The 26827-nt window shown below is 64.3% G+C and carries 26 protein-coding genes; 18 read left to right on the top strand and 8 right to left on the bottom strand.

Annotated features, from left to right (window positions below; all coding sequences use genetic code 11):
- Nucleotides 1-7 precede the first annotated feature (7 nt).
- The 3 genes from BLS48_RS26890 to BLS48_RS26880 form a co-directional block, all read right to left on the bottom strand.
- Nucleotides 8-490, bottom strand: a complete 483-nt coding sequence (locus BLS48_RS26890) for a MarR family winged helix-turn-helix transcriptional regulator (protein ID WP_023667791.1) — start codon at nucleotides 488-490, stop codon at nucleotides 8-10.
- Nucleotides 490-2061: a phytoene desaturase family protein gene (locus tag BLS48_RS26885; RefSeq protein ID WP_091584597.1), complete on the bottom strand. Its 1572-nt coding sequence runs from the start codon at nucleotides 2059-2061 to the stop codon at nucleotides 490-492. The genes BLS48_RS26890 and BLS48_RS26885 overlap by 1 nt, the downstream gene beginning before the upstream one ends.
- 78 nt (nucleotides 2062-2139) lie before the next feature.
- Nucleotides 2140-2931, bottom strand: a complete 792-nt coding sequence (locus tag BLS48_RS26880; protein WP_091584595.1) for a cyclase family protein — start codon at nucleotides 2929-2931, stop codon at nucleotides 2140-2142.
- Nucleotides 2932-3050: 119 nt separating this feature from the next.
- Here BLS48_RS26880 and BLS48_RS26875 point away from each other — a divergent pair, with 119 nt between their 5' ends.
- From BLS48_RS26875 to BLS48_RS26815, 13 genes are all read left to right on the top strand, one after another.
- Nucleotides 3051-4625, top strand: a complete 1575-nt coding sequence (locus BLS48_RS26875) for a phytoene desaturase family protein (RefSeq protein ID WP_091584510.1) — start codon at nucleotides 3051-3053, stop codon at nucleotides 4623-4625.
- A 131-nt stretch (nucleotides 4626-4756) separates the two neighbouring features.
- A complete protein-coding gene (locus BLS48_RS26870; RefSeq protein ID WP_091584508.1) occupies nucleotides 4757-6286 on the top strand; it encodes an ABC transporter substrate-binding protein in 1530 nt (509 codons plus the stop codon).
- A 90-nt stretch (nucleotides 6287-6376) separates the two neighbouring features.
- Nucleotides 6377-7384, top strand: a complete 1008-nt coding sequence (locus tag BLS48_RS26865; protein ID WP_091584505.1) for an ABC transporter permease — start codon at nucleotides 6377-6379, stop codon at nucleotides 7382-7384.
- Nucleotides 7377-8225 (top strand): ABC transporter permease, encoded by an 849-nt coding sequence (locus tag BLS48_RS26860; protein WP_091584502.1) that lies wholly within the window; start codon nucleotides 7377-7379, stop codon nucleotides 8223-8225. The genes BLS48_RS26865 and BLS48_RS26860 overlap by 8 nt, the downstream gene beginning before the upstream one ends.
- Entirely contained in the window at nucleotides 8222-9100 is an 879-nt protein-coding gene (locus BLS48_RS26855; RefSeq protein ID WP_091584499.1) for an ABC transporter ATP-binding protein, read from the top strand. Before BLS48_RS26860 ends, BLS48_RS26855 begins: the two co-directional genes overlap by 4 nt.
- Nucleotides 9093-9929, top strand: a complete 837-nt coding sequence (locus BLS48_RS26850; protein ID WP_091584496.1) for an ATP-binding cassette domain-containing protein — start codon at nucleotides 9093-9095, stop codon at nucleotides 9927-9929. The genes BLS48_RS26855 and BLS48_RS26850 overlap by 8 nt, the downstream gene beginning before the upstream one ends.
- Before the next feature lie 78 nt (nucleotides 9930-10007).
- Nucleotides 10008-10607, top strand: a complete 600-nt coding sequence (locus BLS48_RS26845) for a VOC family protein (RefSeq protein ID WP_091584493.1) — start codon at nucleotides 10008-10010, stop codon at nucleotides 10605-10607.
- Between the two features lie 141 nt (nucleotides 10608-10748).
- A complete protein-coding gene (locus BLS48_RS26840; protein WP_091584490.1) occupies nucleotides 10749-13043 on the top strand; it encodes a bifunctional salicylyl-CoA 5-hydroxylase/oxidoreductase in 2295 nt (764 codons plus the stop codon).
- The gene (locus BLS48_RS26835; RefSeq protein WP_091584488.1) at nucleotides 13040-13813 is read left to right on the top strand and encodes an SDR family NAD(P)-dependent oxidoreductase; all 774 of its coding nucleotides are present in this window, start codon (nucleotides 13040-13042) and stop codon (nucleotides 13811-13813) included. Before BLS48_RS26840 ends, BLS48_RS26835 begins: the two co-directional genes overlap by 4 nt.
- Nucleotides 13807-14277 (top strand): MarR family winged helix-turn-helix transcriptional regulator, encoded by a 471-nt coding sequence (locus BLS48_RS26830; RefSeq protein ID WP_091584485.1) that lies wholly within the window; start codon nucleotides 13807-13809, stop codon nucleotides 14275-14277. Before BLS48_RS26835 ends, BLS48_RS26830 begins: the two co-directional genes overlap by 7 nt.
- On the top strand, nucleotides 14274-15086 hold the full coding sequence (locus BLS48_RS26825; RefSeq protein ID WP_091584483.1) for an enoyl-CoA hydratase family protein: 813 nt from the start codon (nucleotides 14274-14276) through the stop codon (nucleotides 15084-15086). Before BLS48_RS26830 ends, BLS48_RS26825 begins: the two co-directional genes overlap by 4 nt.
- A complete protein-coding gene (locus BLS48_RS26820; RefSeq protein ID WP_091584479.1) occupies nucleotides 15086-16234 on the top strand; it encodes an acyl-CoA dehydrogenase family protein in 1149 nt (382 codons plus the stop codon). The genes BLS48_RS26825 and BLS48_RS26820 overlap by 1 nt, the downstream gene beginning before the upstream one ends.
- 64 nt (nucleotides 16235-16298) lie before the next feature.
- Nucleotides 16299-16694 (top strand): RidA family protein, encoded by a 396-nt coding sequence (locus tag BLS48_RS26815; protein ID WP_091584477.1) that lies wholly within the window; start codon nucleotides 16299-16301, stop codon nucleotides 16692-16694.
- A 56-nt stretch (nucleotides 16695-16750) separates the two neighbouring features.
- Here the strand turns inward: BLS48_RS26815 and BLS48_RS26810 are convergent, their stop codons facing one another.
- Nucleotides 16751-17842 (bottom strand): LLM class flavin-dependent oxidoreductase, encoded by a 1092-nt coding sequence (locus BLS48_RS26810; RefSeq protein ID WP_091584474.1) that lies wholly within the window; start codon nucleotides 17840-17842, stop codon nucleotides 16751-16753.
- A 122-nt stretch (nucleotides 17843-17964) separates the two neighbouring features.
- Here BLS48_RS26810 and BLS48_RS26805 point away from each other — a divergent pair, with 122 nt between their 5' ends.
- The 5 genes from BLS48_RS26805 (at nucleotide 17965) to BLS48_RS26785 (ending at nucleotide 23155) form a co-directional block, all read left to right on the top strand.
- On the top strand, nucleotides 17965-18726 hold the full coding sequence (locus tag BLS48_RS26805; RefSeq protein ID WP_091584471.1) for an HpcH/HpaI aldolase family protein: 762 nt from the start codon (nucleotides 17965-17967) through the stop codon (nucleotides 18724-18726).
- A 202-nt stretch (nucleotides 18727-18928) separates the two neighbouring features.
- Nucleotides 18929-20119, top strand: a complete 1191-nt coding sequence (locus tag BLS48_RS26800) for a pyridoxal phosphate-dependent aminotransferase (RefSeq protein ID WP_167365261.1) — start codon at nucleotides 18929-18931, stop codon at nucleotides 20117-20119.
- 73 nt (nucleotides 20120-20192) lie between these two features.
- On the top strand, nucleotides 20193-20990 hold the full coding sequence (locus BLS48_RS26795) for an ABC transporter substrate-binding protein (RefSeq protein WP_091584467.1): 798 nt from the start codon (nucleotides 20193-20195) through the stop codon (nucleotides 20988-20990).
- 168 nt (nucleotides 20991-21158) lie between these two features.
- Nucleotides 21159-21833, top strand: a complete 675-nt coding sequence (locus BLS48_RS26790; RefSeq protein ID WP_091584464.1) for an amino acid ABC transporter permease — start codon at nucleotides 21159-21161, stop codon at nucleotides 21831-21833.
- Nucleotides 21834-21880: 47 nt separating this feature from the next.
- Complete coding sequence (locus BLS48_RS26785; RefSeq protein WP_091584461.1) at nucleotides 21881-23155, top strand: cysteine desulfurase-like protein; 1275 nt, start codon at nucleotides 21881-21883, stop codon at nucleotides 23153-23155.
- A gap of 36 nt (nucleotides 23156-23191) precedes the next feature.
- Here BLS48_RS26785 and BLS48_RS26780 read toward each other — a convergent pair whose 3' ends face one another.
- The 4 genes from BLS48_RS26780 to BLS48_RS26765 are packed head-to-tail and all read right to left on the bottom strand — an operon-like array spanning nucleotide 23192 to nucleotide 26791.
- Nucleotides 23192-24025, bottom strand: a complete 834-nt coding sequence (locus BLS48_RS26780) for a dipeptide ABC transporter ATP-binding protein (protein WP_091584458.1) — start codon at nucleotides 24023-24025, stop codon at nucleotides 23192-23194.
- Entirely contained in the window at nucleotides 24022-24873 is an 852-nt protein-coding gene (locus tag BLS48_RS26775) for an ABC transporter ATP-binding protein (protein WP_091584456.1), read from the bottom strand. Before BLS48_RS26775 ends, BLS48_RS26780 begins: the two co-directional genes overlap by 4 nt.
- A complete protein-coding gene (locus BLS48_RS26770) occupies nucleotides 24873-25784 on the bottom strand; it encodes an ABC transporter permease subunit (protein WP_091584453.1) in 912 nt (303 codons plus the stop codon). Before BLS48_RS26770 ends, BLS48_RS26775 begins: the two co-directional genes overlap by 1 nt.
- Nucleotides 25784-26791, bottom strand: coding sequence for an ABC transporter permease subunit (locus BLS48_RS26765; protein WP_091584450.1), 1008 nt, complete (start codon nucleotides 26789-26791; stop codon nucleotides 25784-25786). The genes BLS48_RS26770 and BLS48_RS26765 overlap by 1 nt, the downstream gene beginning before the upstream one ends.
- Nucleotides 26792-26827: the final 36 nt, after the last annotated feature.

Below are 26827 nucleotides of genomic sequence, written 5' to 3'. Positions count from 1 at the left end.
CGTACATCTAGATGTCGTGCTTGCGAATGTTCTTCAGCATCTTCTGCAGCGTCGCGATCAGCGCCGCGTATTCGGCATCGTCGACATCGTCGAACATCGCCTCGAACGCGTCATGCATGGCCGGCCAGGCGCGCGCGAACTCGGCGCGGCCATCGTCGGTCAGGAACACATGGCGGATACGGCTGTCGGTGACGCCCTGCTCGCGCCGCACAAACCCTTGCCCCTCCAGCGTGTCCAGCGTCCGGCTCAAGGTCGACTGCTCGATGACCGTATAGACCGAGAGGTCGTTGACGGTGACGCCGTCGGTGACCGACAGCACGGCCAGCGTGCGTACCTGCGGAATGGTCAGGCCCTGCTTGCGAAAATCGTCGCGCAAGGTGGCGTTGTAGCGACCCATGATGCGGTTCATCAGATAGGGCGCGAATTGCTGCAGGCCGATCTGCCCCAAGGTCGAAATGCGCTGGCGCTTTTCCGCAACCTTCTGTTCCATCACAGCCTCCCCGCCAGGAGAAAGCCGGAGCCGCCGCCCAGGCCCGCGCCCGGATGGGTCGAGGCGCCGATATGGTAGAGGCCCTTGATGCCGGTCTGGTGGTTGCGGCTGGCCTTGAACGGCCGCCACAGGAACGACTGGTCGAGGGTCGACGAACCGCCATAGGGGTCGCCGCCGACCAGATTGATGTTCATCGCTTCCAGATCAGCCGGTGAATAGGCGCGGCGCGCAATCACGCTGTCCTTGAAGCCGTCGATATGGCTGGCAAGGATCGCCTCGACGCGATCGGCATAGGCCTCGCGCAGCGCTTCGGTCCACTGCCCGTCAGCGGGTGCCTGCAGCTTGCCGGCGGCGTCGCCCTTGATATGCCGGGGCGCCTCGGGCAGTTGCAGCCACAGGATCGCCTTGCCCTGCGGGCAGCGTGACGGGTCAAGCGCATGCGGCTGGCCGACACAGATGGTCGGCACCTCCGGCAGCATGCCGCGCGCCGCCTCGTTGCAGGCCTTCGACACGCCATCCAATCCCGGCGTCAGGTGCAGCAAGGCCACCTTGTCCAGTCCTTCGCCACGCCATGCCGGAGGCTTGTCGAGGGCGTAGTGGATCTGGAAGTTGCCCTTGCCGTAGCGGTATTTCCGCGTCGCCTCGACGTCGTCCCCGGGAGCCTCGCTGCCGAGCAGCCGGCCGTAGAGCTGCGTTGGCGTCACCGAGCAGATGATGCTTTTCTTCGCGTGGACCGTTTCGCCCGACGCCAGCCGAACGCCGGTGGCGCGGCCTCCGGTCAGGATGATGGAGGCAACGTCCGCTTCGGTGGATATGACGCCACCGCACTCGGTGATCAGCGCCTCGAAGGCCGACAGCAGGTTCTTCGCGCCGCCCTTGACGATCGGCGCGCCGGCTGCTTCCAGCGCGAAGGCGATGACCTTGGCGATCTGGCCGGAGAAAGCATCTTCCGGCCCAAGGCCGGCATGGAGCACCCAGGGCGCCCATAGCGCGCGGACGGTCTCGGACTGGTAGGTGCTTTCCAGCCAGCCGCGCGCCGGCACCAGGGCTTCGCCGAGAAAGGCGGCAAGATTGCGCGGGCTTCGCCGCCAGGCTTCGCCCGCCAGCAGCTTTGCCGTCGGGTAGGACCAAAGGCTGCCGCCGAGCAGGCCGAAAAGCAGGCCGGCGTTGCGTTCGATGCCGCCGGCATCATCCGCGTGCCGGTCGCCGTCACCCGCCGTGATCGCGTTCAGGGCGGCAACGTTGGCGGCACGGTCGGTGCTGAGCACGGCATGGCTGCCGTCCTGCCGCAGCACGCCGGTCGGCGTGCCGGTGTGGCAGAACTCCAGCCCGTGCCGTGCAAGGTCGGCGCCAAGTGCCGCAAAGGCAGGCGAGGTGATGAACAGCACGAAGGTGGTCGCCATCACATCATGGATGAAGCCGGGCGCGGTGATCTCCTCGGTGCGCATACAGCCGCCAATGCGGTCGTTGCGCTCGAGGACGAGCACCTTGGCGCCCTTGCCGCCGAGCATCGCCGCGCAGACCAGCGCGTTGATGCCGCTGCCGACGATGATGTGATCCGGCTGACTCACCTTGATCTGCCTTCGTTCAGCGTGTGTCATCCAGCTTGGGCACGATCTCTTGCGAAACCGGCCCTTGCCTTGGTGCGATCATGCCTTCGAGACGAGCGCCAGCGCGCGGATCGGGCTGCCGGTGCCATGCTCGATCTTCAGCGGCGCCGCGATCAGGATCGCACCCTTCGGCGGCAGCTGGTCGAGGTTGCACAGGCTGGCAAGCCCGTAGCGGTTGGCCTTGTGCATCAGGCTGTGCGCCGGGAATGGCGGCTCCATGCCGCCGGCCTTGCCGGCGTCGGTGCCGATGGTCTCGCTGCCCCAGCCCTTGATGTTCTTGCTGATCAGGTACTGGATGGCTTCGGCCGTCGGGCCGGGCGTGTGCGGACCGGTCTCATTGGCATTGAGGAATTCGGCTTCCGAGCCATTGCGCTTGTACCAGTCGGTGCGCATCACCACCCACTCGCCGGCGTTGATGGCGCCGTGCTTGGCTTCCCAGGCCTTGATGTGGTCGACGGTGAGCAGGAAATCGTGATCGGCGGCGGCTTCCTTCGAACAGTCGATGACATTGACCGGGCCGACGAAGTTCTGCGCCGGAATGGTATCGGTGGCGCCGTCCGGATAGTCCTTGCCGGTGATCCAGTGCTTGGGCGCGTCGAAATGCGTGCCCGAATGCTCGCCGAGCTTCAACCAGTTCCACGCCCACCAGGGACCGTTCTTGTCATAGGCGGAAATGGTGTGGATCTCGACTTTCGGCGTGTCGACGGCGAGTTCCGGCGGCAGCTTGATCAAGGGGGTGTCGGGACCGAGCGGTGCCGACAGGTCGACCACCTTGATGGCGCCTGAAAGAAGCTGGCCGGCGACTTCGCCGAGGAGTTTTTGGGTGTCCATGGTTTCTGTTCCCTCTTTCGTGGTGATGATCAAGGCTCGTCGCGGCCCTTAATATCCTACTAGACGAAAACATATGCATCTGCAATTATCTTTAAGCATAAAGGAAATGGGAACGGGGCGTGAGCGAGTTCGACGCCATCTTTGTCGGGGCGGGCCACAACAGTCTGGCATGCGCCGCGCATTTGGCGCTCAAAGGCTGGAAAACCGGGATTTTCGAGCGCAGTGCAACAATCGGCGGCGCCGTCCAGACCCGTGAATTCACCCTTCCCGGCTTCCGCCACGACTTCGGCGCGATGAATCTGAGCCTGTTCGCCGGCTCGGCCTTCCATCGGAAATATGCAAATGAATTGAAAGCGCGGGGGTTGGAGTTCGCGCCGGTCGCCGACTGTTTCGCCAGCGCCTTTCCGGACGACCGCTGGTTCGGCGTCAGCAACGATCTGGAAAAGACCGCCGCGCGCATGGCCGCCTTCTCAGCCGCTGATGCCGCGACATGGCGCAGGCTGGTCGCCGCCTTCCCGGCGGAGGCCGAGCATCTGTTCCGGCTGCTGGGCTCGCCGATGAGCGCCCGCGCGCTGGCCGGCACCGCGTGGAATCTGTGGCGCAAGAAGGGTGTTGCCGGCGCGCTCGACACCGGGCGATTGCTGCTGTCGTCGCCACGTGCCTGGCTCGAGGAGAATTTCGAGTCCGCGCATGTCAGGGCAACGCTCGCGACCTGGGGCATGCATCTGGACTTCGCACCCGACATCGCCGGCGGCGCCGTGTTCCCCTACCTGGAATCGATGGCCAACCAGAGTTTTGGCATGGTGCTGGGCAAGGGTGGCGCCGACACCATCATCCGCGCCTTGTCGGGCATGGTCACTGCCGCCGGCGGCAAGATCGTCACCGGGGCCGAAGTGGCCGAGATCACGGTTTCCGCCGGCAAGGCGACCGGTGTGCGGCTCGCTTCCGGCGAGACCCATACCGCGACCAAGGCCGTCATCGCCGGCGTTGCGCCCAGGGCGCTGACCGGCAGGTTGCTGCCCAACGGTTCCGGCGACGCCGGCTTCGACACGGCGATGCAAGAATTCCGCCACGCGCCGGGCACGATGATGATCCATCTGGCGCTCGACGATCTGCCGGACTGGCGCGCCGGCGCCGAGCTTCGGCAGTTCGCCTATGTGCATCTGTCGCCGTCGCTCGACGCGATGTCGCGGACCTATCAACAGGCGATGGCGGGCATGCTTCCGGACGAGCCGGTGCTGGTCGTCGGCCAGCCGACCGCGATCGATCCGTCTCGCGCACCTGAAGGCAAGCACGTGCTGTGGGTGCAGGTGCGCATGCTGCCCGCCGAAATTCTCGGCGACGCTGCCGGCAAGGTCGCGCCGGACCACTGGGAGAAGGTCAAGGACCGCTACGCGGACCGCGTTCTCGACATCATCGAGACCTACGCGCCCGGCCTGCGAAACAAGATCCTGGGCCGCGCGGTGTTTTCGCCCATCGACCTGGAACGCGAGAACCCGAACCTCGTCGGCGGCGACCAGGTCTGCGGCAGCCACCATCTGGCGCAGAATTTCCTGTTTCGCCCGGCGCGCGGTTTCGCCGGCTGGAACACGCCGGTCGGCAATCTGCATCTCACGGGTGCCGCGACGTGGCCCGGCGCCGGCACCGGCGCGGCTTCGGGCTACATGCTCGCGCAACAGCTTGGCGGGAGGTAGGAGCCGAAGATTTCTAGAGGTGCCGAAGATTTCTAGAGGTGAAGGAGGGCAAGGCGCTGCTGCCCAAGGAGCCTGAACCAAGGAACTGACATTGCCGCGCAAAGAAAATACAACCAACAAGGGGAACGACCATGACAATCAACAGACGCGAATTGCTCGGATACAGTGCCGCGGCACTCGGGGTGGCCGCTGTCGGCCTGCCGCGGATCGCCAAGGCGGCCGCCGGCGAACTGACCATCGCCTACAACGTCAACCTGCCGTCCTGGGATCCGACGACCGGGCCCTCGGCGGTCAACCCGACGATCCAGGGCCTCTACCAGTCGGTGTTCGACCAGTTCATCCCGCAGAAACCGGACCTGTCCTTCGCGCCGGGCCTGCTGACCGAATGGGGCTGGAACGACGACCGCACCAAGATCATGATGACGGTGCGCGAAGGCGTGACCTGGCATGACGGCTCGCCGTTCACGGCCGAAGACGTGGTCTGGTCGCTGCAGCGGGCTGGTGACGAAAAGACCGGCAACCCGATCCAGTTCGTCTGGAAGAACGTCAACAACTTCAAGATCGACGGCAACAAGATCACCGGCGACGTCGTGCAGTTCGACCCGGTGTATTTCAAATGGATGTCGTTCCTGACCGGCTACATCATGCCCAAGGCGTATTACGAGAAGGTCGGCGCCGAAGGCTTCGAGAAAGCGCCGATCGGCACCGGCCCGTACATGGTCGAGAAGTTCGAGCGCAACGCCTTCCTGCGGCTCAAGGCCAACCCGACCTACTGGGGCGGCAAGCCGGCCTTCGAGAATGTGACGATCAAGTTCGTCACCGATGCGGCGAGCCGCGTCGCCGAGATCGAATCCGGTTCCTCGCAGGTGACGCTCGAGATTCCCTATGAGGAGTATGACCGTCTGATCGCCAAGGACGGGCTTGCCGGCTCGTGCAAGAACGTCTCCGACATCGGCATGATCTTCTTCAACGACATCGAGGCGATGCTGGACAAGAATGTCCGCCAGGCAGCGGTGATGGCGATCGACAAGAAGCTGCTCGTCGACCGCCTGCTGCGCGGCTACGGCCAGCCCATCGACACGCTGGAAACGCCGGAATACACGGCCTACGATGCGTCGATCAAGGTCGAGCACAATCCGGAGAAGGCCAAGGAATTGCTGGCCGCCTCGGGCTATTCGCCGGAAAAGCCGGTCAAGTTCACCATCCAGACGACCAAGGGCTTCAAGCCCAAGGACTACGAGATGATCCAGGCGATCGTCGGCATGTGGCGCAAGGTCGGCATCGAGGCGACGATCGAGGTCTACGAGATCGCCAAGCATTACGAGCTGCGCGCCGCCGACAAGCTGGCGCCGGCCGCCTTCTACAATTGGGGCAATGCCATCGGCGACCCGACCACCTCGACCGGCTTTGCCATGTATGGCCCGAGCCCGCATTCGGTGTGGGACAGCCAGGACCTGATCGACATGATCAACCCGCTGTGGGGCGAAAAGGACGAGGCCAAGCGCATTGCCGGCTGGAAGGCGGTGGACAAATACATCGCCGAGCAGGCCTATGTGCTGCCGCTGATGCAGTATGCGCAGCCGATCGTGCATGCCAAGGGCGTCAATGTCGTCCAGCACGTGTCCGGCGCGCTGCTGCCGGCCCTGATGTCCCCGGCCTGATATCGGTCCGGGATTGCCGCGCGCCGTCGACAGCGACGGCGCGCATTTTCCATCAGGCATACGAGCCAGCGGGCTCCTGCAAAGATATACATGCTCCTGCAAAGATTCCTGATCCGCCTTCTGACGATGCTGGTCACGCTGTTCGGCGTGGCCGTCGTCGTCTTCGTCGTGATCCGCGTCGCGCCCGGCGATCCGATCGCGATGATGTTGCCGCCCGGCGCGACCGATGCCGACATCGCCCGGCTGCGCGCGCTTTATGGTCTCGACAAGACTATCTTGCAGCAATTCTTCATCTGGCTGTCCGGCGTTGTCAGGGGTGATTTCGGCACCTCGATCTCGCTGCGACAGGACGTGCTGGGCTTGGTTTTCAACCGGCTGCCGGCGACGCTGGAACTTGCCATCGTCGCGCTCATCATGGCGGTGACGATCGGCGGCACGACGGCGATCCTCGGCGCCCGCGAACGCGGCACGGCGGTCGAGGCCGGCATCGATATCGCCAGTGGCACCGCCCTTTCCATTCCCGACTTCCTGTGGGGTCTGGTGCTGATCCTCCTGTTCGGCGTGCTGATCCCTGTCTTCGATATTTCCGGCCGGGTGTCGCCGCAGCTCGACCTGCCCTTCCTCACCCAGTTCTATCTGTTCGAAAGCTTGCTTCGGCTGCGCTTTGACCTGACCTGGGATCTCTTGAAGCACATGCTGATGCCGGCCGTCGCGCTGGCGCTGCCGCTGGCGGCGATCATTGCGCAGCTGCTGAAACAGTCGCTCAAGGAAGTGCTCGACCTCGACTATGTCGTGCTGGCGCGGGTGAAAGGTTTTTCGGAAACACAGGTCATTCTGCGTGAGGCGTTGAAGAATGCCGCGCTGCCGACGCTGACCCTGGTCGGGGTACAATTCACCTTCCTCATCGGCGGCACGGTCATCGTCGAGCGGCTGTTCTCCTATGAAGGCCTCGGCAACATGGCGATCGATGCCGTCATCAACCGCGACCTGCCGCTGATCCAGGGCATCGTGCTGGTCTTCGCGCTGTTGTTCGTGCTGATCAACCTCGTCGTCGACATGATGTATGCGCTGCTCAATCCGAGGTTGCGCCATGGATGACGGCCGCATCTCAAGGCACGGCTCGGGAGCGAAACTGTGGTTGGCCGGCGGCTGGCTGCTGCTCGCACTGCTTGCCGCGATCTTCGCGCCACTGGTCGCGCCGCAGGATCCGCTGGCGCAGGACCTGATGCTCGAGCGGCTGCCGCCGTTCTGGATGAGCGGCGCCGAACCCGGCTACTGGCTCGGCACCGACAGTCTCGGCCGCGATCTCTTGTCCCGGCTGATCTTCGGCGCCCGCATCGCCTTCATCGTCGCTTTCGCGGCAGCCACCGCCGCGTGCCTGGTCGGCTCGACGCTTGGGCTGGTCGCCGGCTATTTCGGCGGCTGGGCCGATCGCATCATCTCGCGCATCGTCGATGTCTGGATGGCGTTTCCGCCGGTGTTGTTCGCCATCCTCCTCGTCGCCGTGCTCGGCACCGGCCTGAGTTCCGTCATCATCGCCATCGCCGTCATCGACTGGACGCGCTTTTGCCGAGTGATCCGCGCCGAGACCATGGGCCAGTCGCGCATGGACTATGTCGAGAACGCGCGCATCGCCGGCTATGGCCGCATCGGCATCATGCTGCGCGAAGTGCTGCCCAATGTGGTGCCGTCGATCGTCGCACTGCTGTCGCTGGAAATGGGCATCGCCGTCATCGTCGAAGCGATCCTGTCCTTCGTCAACCTGTCGATCTCGACCGACGATCCGACCTGGGGCGGCATCATCGCCGAGGGACGGCTGTCGATCCATCAGGCCTGGTGGGTGCTGGTGTTCCCGCTGATCACGCTGATCCTCACCGTGCTGTCGTTCAGCCAGTTCGGCGAAGGCCTGAAGGCGCGTTTCGACCCGGTGCTGCGATGAGCGCTTGTCTCGACATCAGGGATTTGAGCGCCGTGCTGCCCAACGGCCAGCGCGTGCTGCGCTCGGTATCGCTTGCGGTTCAGCCCGGCGAGGTGCGTGCACTGGTCGGCGAGAGCGGCGCCGGCAAGACGATGATCGGCAAGGCGGTGCTTGGCGTCCTGCCGTCGAGTGTGCGCATTGTCGAAGGCGACATGCTGCTCGAGGGCGAAGACCTCGGCAAATTGCAGCCCAAGGCGCGCCGCACGCTGATTGGCGCCCGCACGGCTCTGATCCCGCAGGATCCGCTGACAGCGCTCAATCCATCGCGCCGCATCGGCCCGCAGATGACTGACCGGCTGGTGCGCATTCTCGGCTGGAGTGGCGAGAAGGCCGATCAGCGCATCCGCCAATTGCTGGACGAGGTGCAGATCCGCGACCCCGACCGCGTGCTGAAAAACTATCCGCACGAGCTTTCAGGCGGCATGCGCCAGCGCGTGCTGATCGCGGCCGCCTTCGCCGCCGAGCCACGCCTGATCGTCGCCGACGAGCCGACCACGGCGCTCGACGTCACCGTGCAGAAGCAGATCCTGCGGCTGATCGCACAGCTGCAGCGCGAGCATGGCACCGCGATTCTGTTTGTCACCCATGATCTCGGCGTCGTCGCCAAGATCAGCCAGAAAGTGTCGGTGCTCTACGCCGGCAAGGTGGTGGAAGAGGCCGAAACGGCTGCTCTCTTCGCCGCACCGCAGCACCCCTACACGCGAGCACTGATGGCCGCCACACCGCGCTACACCGACCCGTTCGCTTCGCTGAAGCCGGTGGACGAAACGGTACTGGCCGGGCTTGCCGCCGAGATCGCTTCCGCCGACCAGGCCTGGGGGCGACCGCATGGCTGAGCCGCTGTTTTCCGTGCGCGGGCTGAAGGTCGCGCTGCCCGACATGACGCGCAAGCCGCTGATCGGCCGCGCGCCATTGGCCGAAATCCTGAAAGGCCTGGATTTCGACCTGCCGAAGGGGTCGGTGACCGGCATCGTCGGCGAGTCAGGGTCGGGAAAATCGACGCTCGGCCGCGCCCTCGTGCGGCTGCTGGAGCCCAGCGCCGGCAGCGTCACCTTCGACGGCCTAGATATCACCCATCTGCCGGAGGCCGAGCTGCGGCCCCTGCGCCGCAACCTGCAGATGATCTTCCAGGATCCGATGTCGTCGCTCAACCCGCGTCGCACCATTGCCAGCATCATCGCAGCGCCCCTCAAGCAGAACGGCCTTGGCGACAATCTCAGGGCACGCATAGCCGAGGCGTTGCAGCGCGTCGGCCTGCCGCAGAGCTTCGCCAGCCGCTACCGCCACGAACTGTCGGGCGGCCAGCGCCAGCGCGTCGGCATTGCGCGGGCGCTGGCGCTGTCGCCGAAATTCGTGCTGGCCGATGAGATCGTCTCCGGGCTCGACGTGTCGACGCAGGCGCAGATCCTCACCCTTCTGGAGAAGCTGGCGGCGGAGATGGGCCTGACGGTCGCCTTCATCAGCCACGATCTGTCGGTGATCCGGCGGCTGTGCAGGCAAGTGATCGTCATGCGCGAAGGCATGATCGTCGAGGCAAGCGCCACCGACGCGTTGTTCGAAAACCCGCGGCAAAGCTACACGCGCGACCTGATCTCTGCCATCCCGCTGCCGGAAATCGATGCTGGCTGGCTGAACATCCCGCCTGCCGCCAAGGCCCCGACATGAATGCATACGCACGCCGAAAAGCGGGCCTCGGACGTGCGGCCGGCATGACCCAAGTCCCGCCAATGGAGGAGGAGTGACATGAAGACGATACTTCGAAACGCGACGCTCGCGGCGGCCATCCTTGGCGGTGCCGGCATGGCCGCGGCCAGCTCGATCCCCGGCATGCACGGGCACGATCACACCGGCATCACGGTTCCCGACATGAAGCAGGCGGTCGACTTCTTCACCGACGTGGTCGGCTGCAAGAAGGCGATGTCGTTCGGCCCGTTCGCCGACGACAAGGGCACGTTCATGCAGGATCTGCTGGGCGTGGACCCCAAGGCGGTGATCGAAGAGATCACCATGGTCCGCTGCGGCTACGGATCGAACATCGAATTGTTCAAATACACAGCACCGGACCAGAAGGATTTGCAAGCCCGCAACAGCGACATCGGCGGCTTCCACATCGCCTTCTATGTCGACGATGTCGCCGCCGCCAAGGCGTATCTCGACGCCAAGGGCGTGAAGACCAGATTGGGACCGCTGCCGGTCAAGGAGGGGCCCGCCGCCGGCCAGACCATTCTCTATTTCCAGGCACCCTGGGGCCTGCAGCTGGAAGCGATCAGCTATCCGACCGGCATGGCTTACGAGAAAGGCGCCGAGACTGTGTTGTGGAGCCCAAAGAACCCGGAAAAATGACCTGACGGCGCGCTTGCGTGACGACACGCAAGCGCGCCTTCGCCATTGTCCGGATAATCATTTCGATATGAAACTTTAAGCTTGAAATAATTTGCCGCCGGCGCGATACTCAAATCAGCAAGCGAAGAGGAGATCGCACAGATGAAGGTTGCGGTTCTCGGCGGCGGACCAGCCGGCCTCTACTTTGCCATCTCGATGAAGCTCAGGGATGCCGCGCATGATGTGACGGTGTTCGAGCGCAACCGCGCCGATGACACGTTCGGCTGGGGCGTCGTGCTGTCGGCCGAGACACTCGAAAACCTGTCGAAGAACGATCCCGTCAGCGCCGTCTGGATCAAGAAGCATTTCGCCTACTGGGACGACATCGCCGTCATCCATGATGGCGTGCGCACGGTTTCGACCGGCCATGGCTTCTGCGGCATCGGCCGCAAGCGGCTGCTCATCCTGCTGCAGCGCCGCGCACGCGAACTCGGCGTCAAGCTGATGTTCGAGACCGACATCGCCGATCCCAAGCCCTATATGGAAACGCATGATCTGGTCGTCGCCGCCGACGGACTGAACTCCAGGGCGCGCAACACCTTCGTCGACATCTTCAAGCCCGACATCGACACCCGCAAGTGCAAGTTCGTCTGGCTCGGCACCAAGCAGAAATTCGACGATGCCTTCACCTTCATCTTCGAGAAGACCGAGCATGGCTGGGTGTGGGCGCACGCCTACCAGTTCGACAGCGACACCGCGACGTTTATCGTCGAGTGCAGCGAACAGACATGGCAGGCTTTCGGCTTCGGCTCGATGTCGCAGCAGGAATCGATCGCCACCTGCGAGCGCATCTTCGCCAAGCATCTTGGCGGCCACGCGCTGATGACCAACGCCAACCACATCCGTGGCTCGGCCTGGATCAATTTTCCGCGCGTGCTGTGCGAGCGCTGGTCCTACAAGAACCTGGCGCTGATGGGCGACGCCGCGGCATCGGCGCATTTCTCGATCGGCTCCGGCACCAAGCTGGCGCTGGAAAGCGCGGTGGCGCTGGCCGACTATGTCGAGTCCGAACCGGACCTCGCCGCCGCATTCCGCAAATATGAGGATGCCCGCCGCACCGAGGTGCTGAAGCTGCAGTCGGCGGCGCGCAATTCGCTCGAATGGTTCGAGGAGGTCGAGCGCTATCTCGGCCTCGATCCGGTGCAGTTCAACTATTCGCTGCTGACCCGCTCGCAGCGCATCAGCCACGAGAATCTGCGGCTGCGCGACGCCGAATGGCTGGGCGGTGCAGAGGAATGGTTCCAGCGTCAGGCAGGCGCCGCCGCCAACAACCTTCGCCGCGCGCCGATGTTCGCGCCGTTCAAGCTGCGCGACATGAGGCTGCAGAACCGTGTCGTCGTTTCACCGATGGCGCAGTACAAGGCCGTCGACGGCTGTCCGACCGACTGGCATTTCACACACTATGCCGAGCGGGCCAAAGGCGGCGCCGGGCTGGTCTATATCGAGATGACCTGCGTCAGTCCCGAAGGCCGCATCACGCCCGGCTGCCCCGGGTTCTATGCGCCCGAACATGAAGTGGCGTGGAAGCGGCTGGTCGATTTCGTCCATACCGAGACCGAAGCCAAGATCTGCGCGCAGATCGGCCATTCCGGCGCCAAGGGCTCGACCCGGCTCGGCTGGGAAGGCACCGACGTGCCGCTGACATCCGGCAATTGGCCTGTTATGGCGGCGTCGGCCGTGGCGTGGTCACCGCAGAACCAGGTGCCGAAAGCGATGGACCGCGCCGACATGGACAGGGTGCGCGACGAATTCGTAGCCTCGGCCGAGATGGCCGATCGCTGCGGCTTCGACATGCTCGAGATCCATGCCGCGCACGGCTATCTCTTGTCGTCCTTCATCACGCCGGTCACCAACCGGCGCACGGACGCCTATGGCGGTTCGCTGGAAAACCGCATGCGCTATCCCCTCGAGATCTTCCGCGCGGTGCGCGCCGCCTGGCCGGCGCAGAAGCCGATCTCGATGCGCATTTCGGCGAATGACTGGGTCGGCATCGAAGGCGTGACGCCAGCCGACGCGGTCGAGATCGCGCGGCTGCTGCATGAGGCCGGTGTCGACATTTGCGACGTCTCGGCCGGCCAGACCTCCGCGCTGGCGAAACCGGTCTATGGCCGCATGTTCCAGACGCCGTTTTCCGACCGCATCCGCAACGAGGTCGGCATGGCGACGATGGCGGTCGGCAACATCTACGAGCCGGACCATGTCAATTCGATCCTGATGGCCGGCCGCGCCGATCTGGTGGCGCTGGCACGGCCGCATCTTGCCGATCCCTACTGGACGCTGCATGCCGCGGTCACGCTCGGCGATCGCGGCGTCAAATGGCCCGACCCCTATCTGCCTGGCCGCGACCAGCTCTACAGGTTGGCCGAGCGTGATGCGGCCGCGGGGCTGAAAGTATGACGGCCGCGACAGCGATCGCCGGCAAGCATGCGCTCGTCACCGGTGGTGGCTCTGGCGTCGGCCGGGCAATCGCGCTGGCATTGGCAGAGGCTGGCATCGACGTCACCATTTGCGGCCGCCGGGAAGCGGAGCTTGCCAAGGTGGCTGGCGAAAACGACCGCATCTTCGCCATCGCCGCCGATGTCACCAATGAGGCGGCGATGACATCCCTTTACGAGACGGCCGAAGCAGCGCGTGGGCCGTTCGACATCGTCGTCGCCAATGCCGGCATGGCCGGCAGCACGGCGGCGCACAAGACCACGCTTGCCGATTGGCAGTGCACGCTCGACGTCAATTTGACCGGCGCCTTCCTGACGGTGAAGCCGGCGCTGGCCGGCATGGCGGGGCGCAAGGCGGGCCGGATCGTCTTCATCGCCTCCACGGCAGGACTGAAAGGCTACGCCTACGTCGCGCCTTATGTCGCCGCCAAGCATGGCGTCGTCGGCCTGATGCGGGCGCTGGCGGCCGAGACGGCGAAGTCAGGCGTGACCGTCAACGCGGTGTGCCCGGGCTTCGTGGAAACCGAGATGCTGGAGGAGTCCATCCAGCGCATCATTGAAAAGACCGGCCGCTCGGCCGAGCAGGCACGGTCGAGCCTTGCCTCGACCAATCCGCAAGGCCGCTTCATCCAGCCGCAAGAGGTTGCCGCCGCCGTGCTTTGGCTGTGTGGCGATGGGGCGGCGTCGATCACCGGACAGACGATTTCCATCTCAGGAGGCGAAACATGGTAGCCGGCCCCCTGCCCGCGCCGTCAGGACCCGGCAAGGACCGCTTGCGTCTTTGGATAAGGCTGCTGCGTGCCTCGCGCACGATCGAGGCCGAGCTGCGCGAGCGGCTGAAGAAGGAGTTCAACACGACGCTGCCGCGCTTCGATGTGATGGCCGCGCTCTATCGGGCGCCGGAAGGCATGCTGATGAGCGACCTGTCGCGCTTCCTGCTGGTGTCCAACGGCAATGTCACGGGCATCGTCGACCGGCTGGTCTCGGAAGGGCTGGTCGCCCGCGCCCGACGCAATGGTGACCGCCGCACCTCGATGGTGCGGCTGACCGAGGAAGGCTCGCGGACCTTCGCCACCATCGCCGCGGTGCATGAGAGCTGGATCGGAGAATTGCTGGGCAAGGTCAGCGAGGACGACGCGCGCCGGCTGACCGGCATGCTGACTTCTTTCCGCAGCAACTGGGAGGGACGCGAATGACAGCAATGGCGGGGCTCAAGCCGAAGCATTTCCTCTGGCAGGTCGAGGGCAGGATCGCAAAGGTCCGGCTCGACCGGCCGGAGCGCAAGAACCCGCTGACCTTCGACAGCTATGCCGAGCTGCGCGACACATTCCGCGACCTCGTCTACGCCGACGATGTCGACGCCGTGGTGTTCCTGTCCAATGGCGGCAATTTCTGCTCCGGCGGCGATGTCCACGACATCATCGGCCCGCTGGTCAAGATGGACATGAAGGAGCTCCTCGCCTTCACCCGCATGACCGGCGATTTCGTCAAGGCGATGCTCAACTGCGGCAAGCCGATCATTGCGGCTGTCGATGGCGTTGCGGTCGGCGCCGGCGCCATCATCGCCATGAGTTCCGACATCCGCATCGCCACGCCGGAAGCCAAGACGGCGTTCCTGTTCACGCGTGTCGGCCTCGCCGGCTGCGACATGGGCGCCTGCGCGATCCTGCCGCGCATCATCGGCCAGGGCCGCGCCGCCGAACTGCTCTACACCGGCCGCACGATGACGGCGGCGGAAGGCGAGCGCTGGGGATTCTACAACCGGCTGGTCGACGCCGCCTCTCTCGAGGCCGACGCGCTCGACATGGCGGCGCGCATCGTTTCCGGCCCGACCTTCGCCCACGGCATCACCAAGACTCAGCTCAACCAGGAATGGTCGATGGGTCTCGACCAGGCGATCGAGGCGGAAGCGCAGGCGCAAGCGATCTGCATGCAGACGCGCGATTTCGAGCGCGCCTACAAGGCATTCGTGGCCAAGGAAAAGCCGGCGTTCGAGGGCAATTGATGGCTGACAAGAGTTTCCTCTCCTGGCCGTTCTTCGAGGACCGCCATCGCCAGCTGGCCGAGCGGCTGGAGGCATGGTGCGCAAAGAACCTGCCGGTCGATCACCATGACGTCGATGCCGCCTGCCGCGAGTTGGTGGGCAAGCTCGGCAGGGAGGGCTGGCTGAAGCCGACGGCAATCGACACCGACAATCCGGGCCGACTCGACGTGCGTGCGCTGTGCATCACGCGCGAGACGCTCGCCCGCCATGACGGACTGGCTGATTTCGCCTTCGCCATGCAAGGGCTCGGCACCGGCGCGCTCAGCCTGTTCGGCACGCCCGAGCAGCAGCAATGGCTGGCGAAGACGCGCGCCGGCAAGGCGATTTCCGCTTTCGCCCTGTCGGAACCACGCTCGGGATCGGATGTCGCCAACACCGAGATGACGGCGACCCGCGATGGCGACAGCTATGTTCTATCCGGCGAAAAAACCTGGATCTCCAATGGCGGCATCGCCGACCTCTACGTCGTCTTTGCCCGCACCGGCGAGGCGCCGGGCGCCAAGGGGCTATCCGCCTTCCTCGTGCCTGGCGACGCCAAGGGGCTTGGCATCGCCGAACGGCTGGAAGTGATCGCGCCGCATCCGCTGGCGCGCCTGTCGTTCGACCAGGTCCGCCTACCCGCCTCGGCGTTGATCGGCAGACCGGGCGACGGTTTCCGCATCGCCATGTCGGTGCTCGACGTGTTTCGTTCGACCGTCGGTGCGGCAGCACTCGGCTTTGCCCGCCGCGCGCTGGATGAAAGCATCAAGAGGGTGGCCGAGCGCAAACTGTTCGGCGCGCCGATGGCCGAACTGCAGATGGTGCAGGGCCATATCGCCGACATGGCGCTCGACGTCGATGCGGCGGCCCTGCTGGTCTACCGCGCCGCCTGGACCAAGGACATGGGTGCGGCGCGGGTCACCCGCGAAGCGGCGATGGCCAAGCTGTTCGCCACCGACAAGGCGCAAGAGGTGATCGACAAGGCGGTGCAGCTGCACGGCGGCGACGGTGTCCGCAAAGGCCATATCGTCGAAAGCCTGTATCGCGAGATCCGCGCGCTGCGCATCTATGAGGGTGCCTCGGACGTGCAGAAGGTGGTGATCGCGCGGCAAGTGATGGGCGCTGCCTGACGGCAAGAAATTTGACGGGCATTCGATTTTGAGACTTGGTTTTTAGAATACCGGGAGGCTTGAAATGCACACGATCCTGCAGCCGGAAGGCTGGGTCAAGCCGGTCGGCTACGCCAATGGCGTCGCCGCGCGTGGGCAACTGGTCTTCGTCGGCGGACAGGTCGGCTGGAACGGCCAATGCCAGTTCGAGACCGACGACTTTGTCGGCCAGGTGCGGCAGACGCTCGAGAACATCGTGGCGGTGCTGGCCGAGGCCGGGGCGAAGCCGCGGCACATCACCTCGATGACCTGGTATTTTACCGACAAGGCCGAATACCTCGCCAATCTCAGGGGTATCGGCGAGGCCTATCGCGAGGTGATCGGCCGGCATTTTCCGGCGATGGCCGCCATGCAGGTGATGGCGCTGGTCGAGGATCGCGCCAAGGTCGAAATCCAGGCCACCGCCGTTATCCCGGAATAACGAATTCGTTGTTCAGGAATAACCAATCTCCGGAACAAGTGTCCGTCCAGAATAATCTATTCGCGAAGCCCAGCTTGCCTCAGCAGCGGCAGCACGTGGTCGCAGAAATAGGGCAGTTCCTGCGTGTAGTTGACGAAGGACAGCGCGATGCCCTGATAGCCCTGCTCGGCAATGGCGACCATTTCGGCCGCGATCGTTTCCGGCGTTCCGATCAGCGGGTACGTACCGGCGCCGCCAGCAAAGCGCTGCCGGTAGCGGTCGTAGGCGTGCGGGTCGTGCGATTGCGAGAATTCCTTCTTGCCCGCCATATGGGCGTCGACCGCATCGTGGTCGGCCATATCAACGGCATAGCGCGTGTAATAGGCCTGCGCCTCTTCCATCGTCGGGCGGCAGACGACATGCGCCACCGTGTAGACGCCGACATCTCGGCCCACTTTGTCGGCCCGTTCGCTGATATCGGCGACATGCTTGCCGGCATCGCTCATTTCGGAAAAGGTCGTGAACAGATAGTCGCATCTGGCGGCGGCGAAATCGCGGCCCGGCCCGCCGAACGCGGCGTTCATGGTCACCGGGCGCGGCATCTGCAGACTGGCCGGACGGCTCACAGCCTCCTTGAGATGGTAATAGGTGCCTTCATAATCGAGCGGCTCGGCCGACGCATAGAGCTTTTCGAGGATTTCGATCCATTCGGCCGCCTGATCGTAGCCCTTCTCGACCAGCGGCGTGCCGAACATGCCGAATTCCTTGGGGTTCCAGCCACAGACGATGTTGAGCCCGGCGCGGCCCTGGCTGATGTGATCGACCGTCGCCAGCGCCTTGGCGGCATAGAGCGGATGGACGAGCGGCACATGCACGGTCATGAACAGTCCGATCTGTTCGGTGGCCACGGCAAGGGCTGCAGCCCAGGTGAAGGTCTCGAACGACCACTCGCGCACCTTGTTGCGGCCGCCAAAACCGCGCCAGCGCGCGATCGGCAGCATGAACTCCAGGCCGGCGCGGTCGGCGATCTGGGCCGCCGTCAGATTGTCCCGCCAGCTTGCCGTCCAGCGTTCCGGCACGTCGGTGATGGCAAGGCCACCATCCGCATTGGTCGAAAAGACGCCAAGCTTCAGTTTGTTGGAGCCGTGCAGGGGATGTGGTTTCGTCATGTCGCGACCTCTCGGCGGGAGATGGCACGCTACGGCTCCGTGAAAATATTTCAAGCATGAAATAGCTTCGCCTCGCCATCGTTTGCGGATATGGATTTGGGCAGGACGAGAAAGGGGATTGCATGAGCGAGTTCCGCCAGAAATGCACCGGCAAGACGAGCCTCATCGGTTCCTTTGCCGCCATTCCTCATCCCGTCGCTGTCGAAGTGATGGCGCAGTCCGGCCTCGATTTCCTCTGCATCGACTGGGAACATGCCCAGGTATCGCGGGACATGATCGAGAGCATGGTTCGGGCGGCGGACGTCCATCGCGTGCCGGCGATGGTGCGTGTTCCCGGCCATGCGCCGGAGGCAATCCAGGCGGCGCTGGACAGCGGGACGCAGGGCGTACTCGTGCCACGCGTCTCGACCGCCGCCCAGGCCGCCATGGCCGTCAAAGCCTCGCGCTATCCGCCACTGGGCGAGCGCGGCGTCGGGCCCGGCCGAGCCGCCGGCTATGGTTATCGCATTCCCGAATATCTTGCCGGCGCGAATGACAGGATCGTCGTGGCGATACAGGTCGAGACATCAGAAGGGCTGGCCAATATCGAAGCGATCGCCGCCGTCGACGGCGTCGACGTGATCTTCGTCGGCCCCGGCGACCTTTCGGTGTCGATCGATGCGATCGGACCGAAAGGCGCCGACAGGCTGAATGCGGCGATCCGGACAGTCATTGGCGCGACGACCGCGCACAACAAGGCCGCCGGCATATTTTGCGCCAGCCCGCAGTCTGTCGGGCAATGGGCAGCCATCGGCGCCAGCTTCTTCATCCTGGCCAGCGACACGATGTTCCTCGGCGCCGGTGCCGCGGCCAACTGTGCCGCCGCGCGCGACGAATTGGCGTGAGACGAGCGCAGCCAACACAAAAGAGCGTATCGGCCGGGGAACATGCCGGCGAAACTTTTTAAGCTTAAAACTTTTGCCTTGAAAAGTGTCGTGGTTTGGATAAGCATTCCAAAGTCGATGGCGCCTGCCGTGCCGGACGGGCTTGCCGGCCAGTCCATCGTGGTGCTCCGGGTGGGTTCAAAGGGTTCAGTCCTTGTCGTTCATGCTGCCCCAATCATCGTCCAGCGCGCGCTATGCTCTCGATGGCGTGCGCGCTCAAATCCGCGATTTGCACACCGAGAACATCGCCAACCTTGCCGTGCGTGCGCGCGAACTCGGCGACGTGATCGCGCTCTGGTATGGCGAAGGCGACATGGTGACGCCGGCCTTCATCCGCGACGCTGCCAAGGCAGCCTTCGATGAAGGCCTCACCTTCTACGTTCCCAATATGCGTGGCCATGGGCCCCTGAACGAAGCGCTGTCGGAGTACCAGACGCGCCTGCACGGCCGACCGATCCCCATCGCGCGCACCACCGTCACGCCGGGCGGCATGCAGGCGCTGTATCTGGCGCTCGAGCTGCTGGTCGATACCGGCACCAATGTCGTCTATGTCGCGCCGCAATGGCCCAACATCCACAACGCCATTCACCTGATCGGCGGTGAGCCGCGACCGTTTTCGCTTGACTTCAAGGGCGACTGGCATCTCGACCTCGACCGGCTGTTCGCGACCTGCGACGCGCGCACGCGGGCAATCTTCCTGTCGACGCCCTCCAACCCGACCGGCTGGACCGCGTCGCGCCAGGAGATGCAGGCCCTGCTCGACTTCAGCCGGCGCACCGGTATCTGGATCATCTCCGACGAGGTCTATGGCCGGCTCTATTTCGACGGCGATGTTGCTCCCTCCATTCTGCAGATCGCCGAGGACGGCGACCGGGTGCTGTCGGTCAACAGCTTCTCCAAGGCCTGGGCGATGACCGGCTGGCGCATCGGCTGGCTGACGCATCCATCCGGGGTGGCCGACCAGCTCGGCGCCATGACCCAGTATATCAACAGCGGTACAGCGGCTCCGATCCAGGCCGGCGCTGTTGCGGCCATCCGCCAGGGCGAACCGCTGGTCGAGGAGATCAGGCAGCGGATCAGGACCGGCCTAGACCTCGCCTATATCAGGCTGGCGCAGATTCCGGGCATCATCCTGCCGGCGAAACCGCGCGGCGGCATGTATGCCTTCTTTGCCTTGGAAGGCGAAAGTGATGCCCGGCAGGCCTGCGCCAAGATCCTGGAGACGGCGCGCGTCGGGCTGGCGCCCGGCCATCTCTTCGGAAGTTCGGCAACGGCTTTCCTGCGGATGTGCGTCTGCCGTGAACGCGACCCGATAGCGACCGCGCTCGACCGCATGGTCGCTGCCATGAATTGACGCCCTGCCGGAGGTGGGGCGGCAAAAAACCGTGCGGGGCCAACCCGCCCGATCAACAACAGAGGGAACACAAATGAGCTTCACTCGCCGCAATCTGCTTCTTCTCGCTGCCGCCATCGGCATCGCCGCCGGCCCCGCCACCGCCTATGCCGCCGACGTGCTGAATGTCGGCGCCTACCCGACCAATCCGCCCTTCGAGTACAAGAACGAGAGCGGCACCTTCGAGGGTTTTGAAGTCGACATCGTCAACGAAGCGGCCAAGCGCGTCGGCATGACCACCGATATCGCCGACCTCGGCTTCCAGGCGCTGTTCGCCGCCACCACGTCGAAGCGCATCGACGTTGCCATTTCGTCGATCACCATCACGCCGGAGCGGCTGAAGTCGCAGTCGTTCACGCAGCCCTACTATGATTCCGACATGGGCATCGCCACCAAGACCGACAGCCCGATCAAGGCCGAGGCCGACCTCAAGGGCAAGATCGTCGGCGTGCTGTCCGGATCGACCGGCGAAACCTGGGTCAAGGCGCATCAGGAGGCTGACGGCTTCAGCGACGTGAAGGGCTATGACACGCAACAGAACCTGCTGCTCGACCTCAGCGCCGGCCGCGTCGATGCCGCCGTCAGCGACATTCCGGGCATGCAGTATTCCTTCACCAAGATGAAGGACCTGACCGTCAAGGAGCGCATCAAGACCGGCGAACAGTACGGCCTGATGATGACCAAGGACCACCCGCTGCTCGGCAAGCTGAACGACGCCCTGACCGCGATGAAGAAGGACGGCACGCTGGCCGCGATCCACAAGAAGTGGTTCGGCAGCGACGCCCCCGCCGACTCTTCGACGGTCAAGGAAATGCCGCTGCCGAAGGCCTGAGCGGCAATGCACTGAAATCGTGCCGGCTTTGCAGGCCGGCACGATTCATTTGATGCTCTGGCGCCAGCTTCCGCGCAAATCGTCTCGCCATCGGCGAGGCCGATGAATTTTAACTGAGCACCCTTTGCTCTGGCGTCACGGGACGCAAAACGGTTCGGGAACGCTCCCATGTCGCTGCTGGACACTTTCTTCAACCCCGATGTCATCATGTCCAGCCTGCCGGCGCTGCTGCGCGGCTTCCTGAACACGCTGCTGCTCGGACTGCTCAGCATCGGCATCGGCATCCCAATCGGGCTGGTGATCAGCCTGCTGCGGCTCTACGCGCCGAAGCCGCTGCGGTGGCTGGCGATCGGCTACACCGACATCTTCCGCGCCCTGCCGGTGCTGGTCGTGCTGATCCTGATCTACTACGCGCTGCCCTTCCTCGGCATACGCCTGTCATCCTGGTCGTCGGCGGTGACGGCGTTTGCCATCATCATGTCGGCCTATTCGAGCGAAGTGTTCCGTTCCGGCATCGAAAGCATTCCGCGCGGCCAGTTCGAGGCGGCGCAGGCGCTTGGCCTGCCGTTCCTGCTGACCTTGCGCAAGGTGGTGCTGCCGCAGGCGGTGCGCGTGGTCATCCCGCCGATGACCAGCAACTGCGTCTCGATGTTCAAGGACACCTCGCTCGCCTCCACCGTGGCGCTGCCGGAACTCTTGAAGGAGGCGACCAACGCGCAGTCGCTTTACGCCAACCCCTCACCGCTGATCGGCGCAGCGCTTGTCTATCTCATCTTCCTCTGGCCGATGGTCCGCCTCGTCAGCCTGCTCGAGCGCCGCTTCAAGACCGAGAAGACGCGCTGACCTCGCCAACTGATCCCAACCGCCAAGTCCTTCGCAGGAGCGTACCCGTGAACAAGCATCAAACCGACAAAGCGAACGCCACCGCGTTCCCCGTCGATACCATCCGCGCCATGTTTCCCGCCTTGCAGCGGGCCGGCGACTTCATCTTCCTGGACAACGCCGCCGGCGCGCAGATCCCGCAGAGTGTGCTCGACGCAGTGACCAACCATCTGGTCGCGCACAATGTGCAGCGCGGCGGCCGCTATGGCCGCAGCGTCGCTGTCGACCAGGCGGTCGCCGATGCGCGTGCGAGCGTGGCATTGCTGATCAACGCCACCAGTCCCTCGGAAATCTGCTTCGGCATGAACGCCACCTCGTTCATCCGCCTGGTCAGCCTCGGCATCGGCCAGATGCTGTCCGAGCGGGACGAGATCGTCATCACCGACATGGACCACGATGCCAACATCGCCACATGGCTGGCGCTGGAGTCCGCTGGCGCCAAATTCAAATGGTGGCGCATGCGCGAGGACGGCAACCTGCATGTCGACGATCTGCGCCCGCTGGTTTCCGATCGCACCCGTCTCGTTGCCTGCACTGTGACGGCGCATTCGATCGGCTCGATCGTCGATGTCACCTCGGTGGCCGAGATCGCGCACGCGGCCGGTGCGGAAGTGTTCCTCGACTGCGTGCATTACGGGCCGCATGGGCTTATCGACGTGCAAGCCTGGGACTGCGACTACCTCGTCTGTTCCGGCTACAAGAATTTCTCGCCGCATATGGGCTTTTTGTGGGGCCGCTTCGAAACGCTGAAGCGGCTGCCGACCTTCCGCGAGGATTTCATCCCCGACGAGCCGCCCTACAAGGTCGAGGCCGGCACCTTCATCTACGAGAACGTCGCGGGCATGGATGCGGCGGTACAGTATCTGGAACTGATCGGCCGCAACCTTGCGCCATCCAACAACCGCTCGCGCCGCGAAAACATCGTTGCCGGCATGGGCGCCATTCGCGACTATGAGCTGCTGCTGGCGCGCGAAATGCTCGCCGTGCTCAAGGATTGCGGTGCGACGATTTATGGTGTCGCCGACGAAGCCCGCATCAATGAGCGCGTGCCGACCTTCTGTTTCAACATCGGCAAACTGTCGCCGCAACGGATCGTCGAGGAAATGGCCGAAATGCAGATCGGCATCCGCGACGGCCACATGTACGCGCCGCGGCTGATGAAGCGTCTCAACCTCTCGATGGACAGCGGCGCCATCCGCGCTTCACTGGTCCACTACAACACTGTCGATGAGATCCACCGTTTCGGCGAGGCGCTGCGCGCCATCGTCGCCAAGTTGTCGTGATCGACGAAGGCGGCCTGGGGGCGGCGGCTCGCAGTCTCAGGCCGCCGCCTTCTTCTTCGCCAGTCTCGCCTTGATCGAGGCGATGTCGGCGCGCGGCGTCGCCGCGAACAGCGTCCTGGTGTAGCTGTGCTTGGGATCGGCGAAGACCTCCTCGCGCGAGCCGTATTCGACCGCCTCGCCGAAATACATCACCATCACATCGTCGGCGATGTAGCGCACCACGGACAAATCGTGGCTGATGAAGACATAGGTCAGCTGGAACTCGTCCTGCAGGTCGGCAAGCAGGTTGAGCACCTGCGCCTGCACCGAAAGATCGAGCGCGGAGACCGGCTCGTCCAGCACCAGCAGGCTCGGGTTGAGCATCAGCGCGCGGGCAATGGCGATGCGCTGGCGCTGGCCGCCCGAGAACATGTGCGGGTAGCGGTTGTAGTGCTCGGGTCCGAGGCCGACCTTCTTCAGCATCTTCATGGCGAGGTCGCGCCGTTCCTCGGCCGGCTTGTTGGTGTTGATGAGCAGTGGCTCACCCAACACGTCGCCGATCTTCTGGCGCGGATTGAGCGACCCGTAGGGGTTCTGGAAGACGATCTGCACCTTGCGGCGCATCTCCTTGGTCAATCCGTTCCTGGCGATGTCGACCTTGTTGCCGTCGATGAACAGCTCACCCGACGTCGCCGGATCGATCAGCGTGATGATGCGGGCAAGCGTCGACTTGCCACAGCCGCTTTCACCGACGATGGCCAGCGTCTTGCCCTTGTCGACGCTGAACGAGACGCCCTTGACCGCATGCACCGTGCGCTGGCCGCGAAACAGGCCGCCACCAATATGGTAGTCGCGTACGATGTTCTTGCCTTCGACGACCTTGATGCTCATGCGGCGGCTCCCGAGGGCGCCGGCTCGAACAGCATGTCGGACACGGTCGGCAGCCGGTCGCCGACGGCATTCTCCGGCAGCGCCGACAAAAGCGCGCGGGTGTAATTGCTCTTCGGCGATTCAAACAGCGACAGCACGTCGGCCTCTTCCATCTTGCGGCCCTTGTACTGGACGATGACGCGGTCGGCGGTCTCGGCCACCACGCCCATATTGTGGGTGATCATGATCAGGCCCATGCCGTATTTCGCCTGCAGCGAGACCAGGAGATCGAGGATCTGCTTCTGAATGGTGACATCGAGCGCCGTCGTCGGCTCGTCGGCAATCAGAAGCTTCGGATTGCAGGCAATGGCGATGGCGATCATGACGCGCTGGCACTGGCCGCCCGACATCTGGTGCGGGAACGAGTTCAGCCGTTCCGCCGGTTCGGCAATACCGACCTGCGTCAGGAGTTCGATTGAACGTGCCCGGCGCTGCGCACCGTCCATACCCATATGGAAACGCAGCACCTCCTCGATCTGGAAGCCGATGGTGAAGCAGGGATTGAGGCTGGCCATCGGCTCCTGGAAGATCATCGATATGTCCTTGCCGATGATCTTGCGGCGCTCCGCCGGGCTCATCTTCAGGAGATCGCGGCCATTGAAGCTCATGCGGTCGGCGGTGACCGTGGCCGTCCACGGCAGCAGGCCCATCACCGCCAGCATCGAGACCGACTTGCCGGAGCCGGATTCGCCGACGATGGCCAGCACTTCGCGCTCGTCGACATGCAGCGAGACGCCGTCGACCGCCCGGAACGGACCTGACGCGGTCTGGAATTCGACGACGAGATTCTGGATCTCGAGCAGCGCCATCACGATCTCCTCAGTTTCGGATCGAGCGCGTCGCGCAGACCGTCGCCGATCAGATTGATGGCAAGCACGGTGATCAGGATCGCAAGGCCGGGGAAGGTCACCACCCACCAGGCGCGCAGGATGAACTCGCGCGCCGAAGCGAGCATCGTGCCCCATTCGGGCGTCGGCGGCTGGGCGCCAAGGCCGAGGAAGCCGAGAGCGGCCGCTTCGAGAATGGCGTTGGAGAACGACAAGGTGCCCTGGACGATCAGCGGCCCCAGGCAATTCGGCAGGATGGTGCGAAGCATCAGCCTGATATGGCCGGCGCCGGCGACCTTCGCCGCCACGACATACTCGCGGCTTTTCTCCGCCATCACGGCGGCGCGCACCAGCCGTGCGAAATGCGGCTGCAGGACGAGCGCGATGGCCAGCATCGCATTGAACAGGCCGGGGCCAAGAATGGTGACCAGGACGAGCGCCAGGAGCAGCGACGGGAACGCCAGGATGAGGTCCATCAAGCGCATGATCGCCACGTCGACCCAGCCGCGGAAATAGCCGGCGAGCAGACCGAGCGTGATGCCGCCGGTGAGCGCCAGCGTGACCACGACCGCGCCGATCAGCAGCGAAAAGCGCGCGCCGTAGAGCAGGCGCGAAAGGATGTCGCGGCCGACAGGATCGGTGCCGAGCAGATATTGCGCGCTGCCGCCCGCCTGCCAGGCTGGCGGCCTCAGAAAGGCGGTCTTGTCCTGAATGTCAGGCGCATAGGGCGCAAGCAGCGGCGCGAACAGCGCCGCCAGCACCAGCAGGATGAAGACGAACAGGCCGATCACGGCGCCGCGATTGACCGAGAAGTAGTGCCAGAAGGTCCTGAACCCGGTCAGGCGGTCAGGATTGCCGGCGGCGAGCGCGGTGACTTCGGTCGACTGGCTCATCACGCGGCCCGTATGCGCGGGTTGATGACGGCGTAGAGCACGTCGACGATGAGGTTCACGGCCATGACGATGAGGGCGATCAAAAGCAAACCTGACTGCACGACGACATAGTCGCGCTTGAAGATGGAATCGACCATCCACTTGCCGATGCCCGGCCAGGCGAAGATGGTTTCGGTGAGGATAGCGCCGGCGAGCAGCGTGCCGATCTGCAGGCCGATGGTGGTGACCACCGGGATGAGCGCATTGCGCAACGCATGCAGACCGACCACCCGCGACGGCGACAGGCCCTTGGCGCGCGCCGTGCGCACATAGTCCTCGCCCAGGACTTCCAGCATGGCTGAACGCGTCTGGCGGGCGATCACCGCGAGCGGGATGGTGCCGAGCACGATCGCCGGCAGGACGAGGTGGCTCAACGCCGAGCGGAAGGCATCCCACTTGCCATAGAGCAGGGTGTCGATGGTCATGAAGCCGGTGATCGGCTTGAAGAAGAACTGCAGGCCGATGCGGCCCGAAACCGGTGTCCAGCCGAGATAGCCGGAGAAAAAGATGATCAGCAGCAGGCCCCACCAGAAGATCGGCATGGAATAGCCGACGAGCGCCGTGCCCATCAGCGACTGGTCGAACCATGATCCGCGCTTGACCGCAGCGAAGATGCCGGCTGGAATGCCGAGCACCATGGCGAAAATCATGGCGAAGAACGACAGTTCCATTGTTGCCGGAAAGAGGATCTTGAACTCCTCCATCACCGGGCGCTTGGACGAGATCGAGACTCCGAAATCACCGGTCGCGACCTCACCGACATAGCGGGCATATTGCTGCCAGATCGGCAGATTGTAGCCGAACTGTTCCTTGAGCTCCTCGTAGCGCGCCGGCGCCACGCCGTGTTCACCGGCCATGGCAAGGATGGGATCGCCGGGCAGCAGCCTGACGAAGGCGAAGGCACAGATAGTGATGCCGACAAGCGTCGGAATCAAAAGTGCAATTCTGTGAAGAATATATTTGAGCATGGCGAAGGGGGCGGCGCTCTAGAGCGCCGCCCCACT

The sequence above is a fragment of the Mesorhizobium qingshengii genome (assembly GCF_900103325.1).
In the GTDB taxonomy this organism is placed as follows: Bacteria; Pseudomonadota; Alphaproteobacteria; order Rhizobiales; family Rhizobiaceae; genus Mesorhizobium; species Mesorhizobium qingshengii.
The sequence above is the reverse complement of the archived record's forward strand: the minus strand, read 5'-3'. Positions and strand labels throughout refer to the sequence as shown.

What these genes read in the sequence shown, in the direction of transcription:
- BLS48_RS26890 (WP_023667791.1), bottom strand. Translation starts at nt 490, where the DNA reads ATGGAACAGAAGGTTGCGGAAAAGCGCCAGCGCATTTCGACCTTGGGG.
- BLS48_RS26880 (WP_091584595.1), bottom strand. Translation starts at nt 2,931, where the DNA reads ATGGACACCCAAAAACTCCTCGGCGAAGTCGCCGGCCAGCTTCTTTCA.
- BLS48_RS26870 (WP_091584508.1), top strand. Translation starts at nt 4,757, where the DNA reads ATGACAATCAACAGACGCGAATTGCTCGGATACAGTGCCGCGGCACTC.
- BLS48_RS26865 (WP_091584505.1), top strand. Translation starts at nt 6,377, where the DNA reads ATGCTCCTGCAAAGATTCCTGATCCGCCTTCTGACGATGCTGGTCACG.
- BLS48_RS26860 (WP_091584502.1), top strand. Translation starts at nt 7,377, where the DNA reads ATGGATGACGGCCGCATCTCAAGGCACGGCTCGGGAGCGAAACTGTGG.
- BLS48_RS26855 (WP_091584499.1), top strand. Translation starts at nt 8,222, where the DNA reads ATGAGCGCTTGTCTCGACATCAGGGATTTGAGCGCCGTGCTGCCCAAC.
- BLS48_RS26850 (WP_091584496.1), top strand. Translation starts at nt 9,093, where the DNA reads ATGGCTGAGCCGCTGTTTTCCGTGCGCGGGCTGAAGGTCGCGCTGCCC.
- BLS48_RS26845 (WP_091584493.1), top strand. Translation starts at nt 10,008, where the DNA reads ATGAAGACGATACTTCGAAACGCGACGCTCGCGGCGGCCATCCTTGGC.
- BLS48_RS26840 (WP_091584490.1), top strand. Translation starts at nt 10,749, where the DNA reads ATGAAGGTTGCGGTTCTCGGCGGCGGACCAGCCGGCCTCTACTTTGCC.
- BLS48_RS26835 (WP_091584488.1), top strand. Translation starts at nt 13,040, where the DNA reads ATGACGGCCGCGACAGCGATCGCCGGCAAGCATGCGCTCGTCACCGGT.
- BLS48_RS26830 (WP_091584485.1), top strand. Translation starts at nt 13,807, where the DNA reads ATGGTAGCCGGCCCCCTGCCCGCGCCGTCAGGACCCGGCAAGGACCGC.
- BLS48_RS26825 (WP_091584483.1), top strand. Translation starts at nt 14,274, where the DNA reads ATGACAGCAATGGCGGGGCTCAAGCCGAAGCATTTCCTCTGGCAGGTC.
- BLS48_RS26820 (WP_091584479.1), top strand. Translation starts at nt 15,086, where the DNA reads ATGGCTGACAAGAGTTTCCTCTCCTGGCCGTTCTTCGAGGACCGCCAT.
- BLS48_RS26815 (WP_091584477.1), top strand. Translation starts at nt 16,299, where the DNA reads ATGCACACGATCCTGCAGCCGGAAGGCTGGGTCAAGCCGGTCGGCTAC.
- BLS48_RS26810 (WP_091584474.1), bottom strand. Translation starts at nt 17,842, where the DNA reads ATGACGAAACCACATCCCCTGCACGGCTCCAACAAACTGAAGCTTGGC.
- BLS48_RS26805 (WP_091584471.1), top strand. Translation starts at nt 17,965, where the DNA reads ATGAGCGAGTTCCGCCAGAAATGCACCGGCAAGACGAGCCTCATCGGT.
- BLS48_RS26800 (WP_167365261.1), top strand. Translation starts at nt 18,929, where the DNA reads ATGCTGCCCCAATCATCGTCCAGCGCGCGCTATGCTCTCGATGGCGTG.
- BLS48_RS26795 (WP_091584467.1), top strand. Translation starts at nt 20,193, where the DNA reads ATGAGCTTCACTCGCCGCAATCTGCTTCTTCTCGCTGCCGCCATCGGC.
- BLS48_RS26790 (WP_091584464.1), top strand. Translation starts at nt 21,159, where the DNA reads ATGTCGCTGCTGGACACTTTCTTCAACCCCGATGTCATCATGTCCAGC.
- BLS48_RS26780 (WP_091584458.1), bottom strand. Translation starts at nt 24,025, where the DNA reads ATGAGCATCAAGGTCGTCGAAGGCAAGAACATCGTACGCGACTACCAT.
- BLS48_RS26775 (WP_091584456.1), bottom strand. Translation starts at nt 24,873, where the DNA reads ATGGCGCTGCTCGAGATCCAGAATCTCGTCGTCGAATTCCAGACCGCG.
- BLS48_RS26770 (WP_091584453.1), bottom strand. Translation starts at nt 25,784, where the DNA reads ATGAGCCAGTCGACCGAAGTCACCGCGCTCGCCGCCGGCAATCCTGAC.
- BLS48_RS26765 (WP_091584450.1), bottom strand. Translation starts at nt 26,791, where the DNA reads ATGCTCAAATATATTCTTCACAGAATTGCACTTTTGATTCCGACGCTT.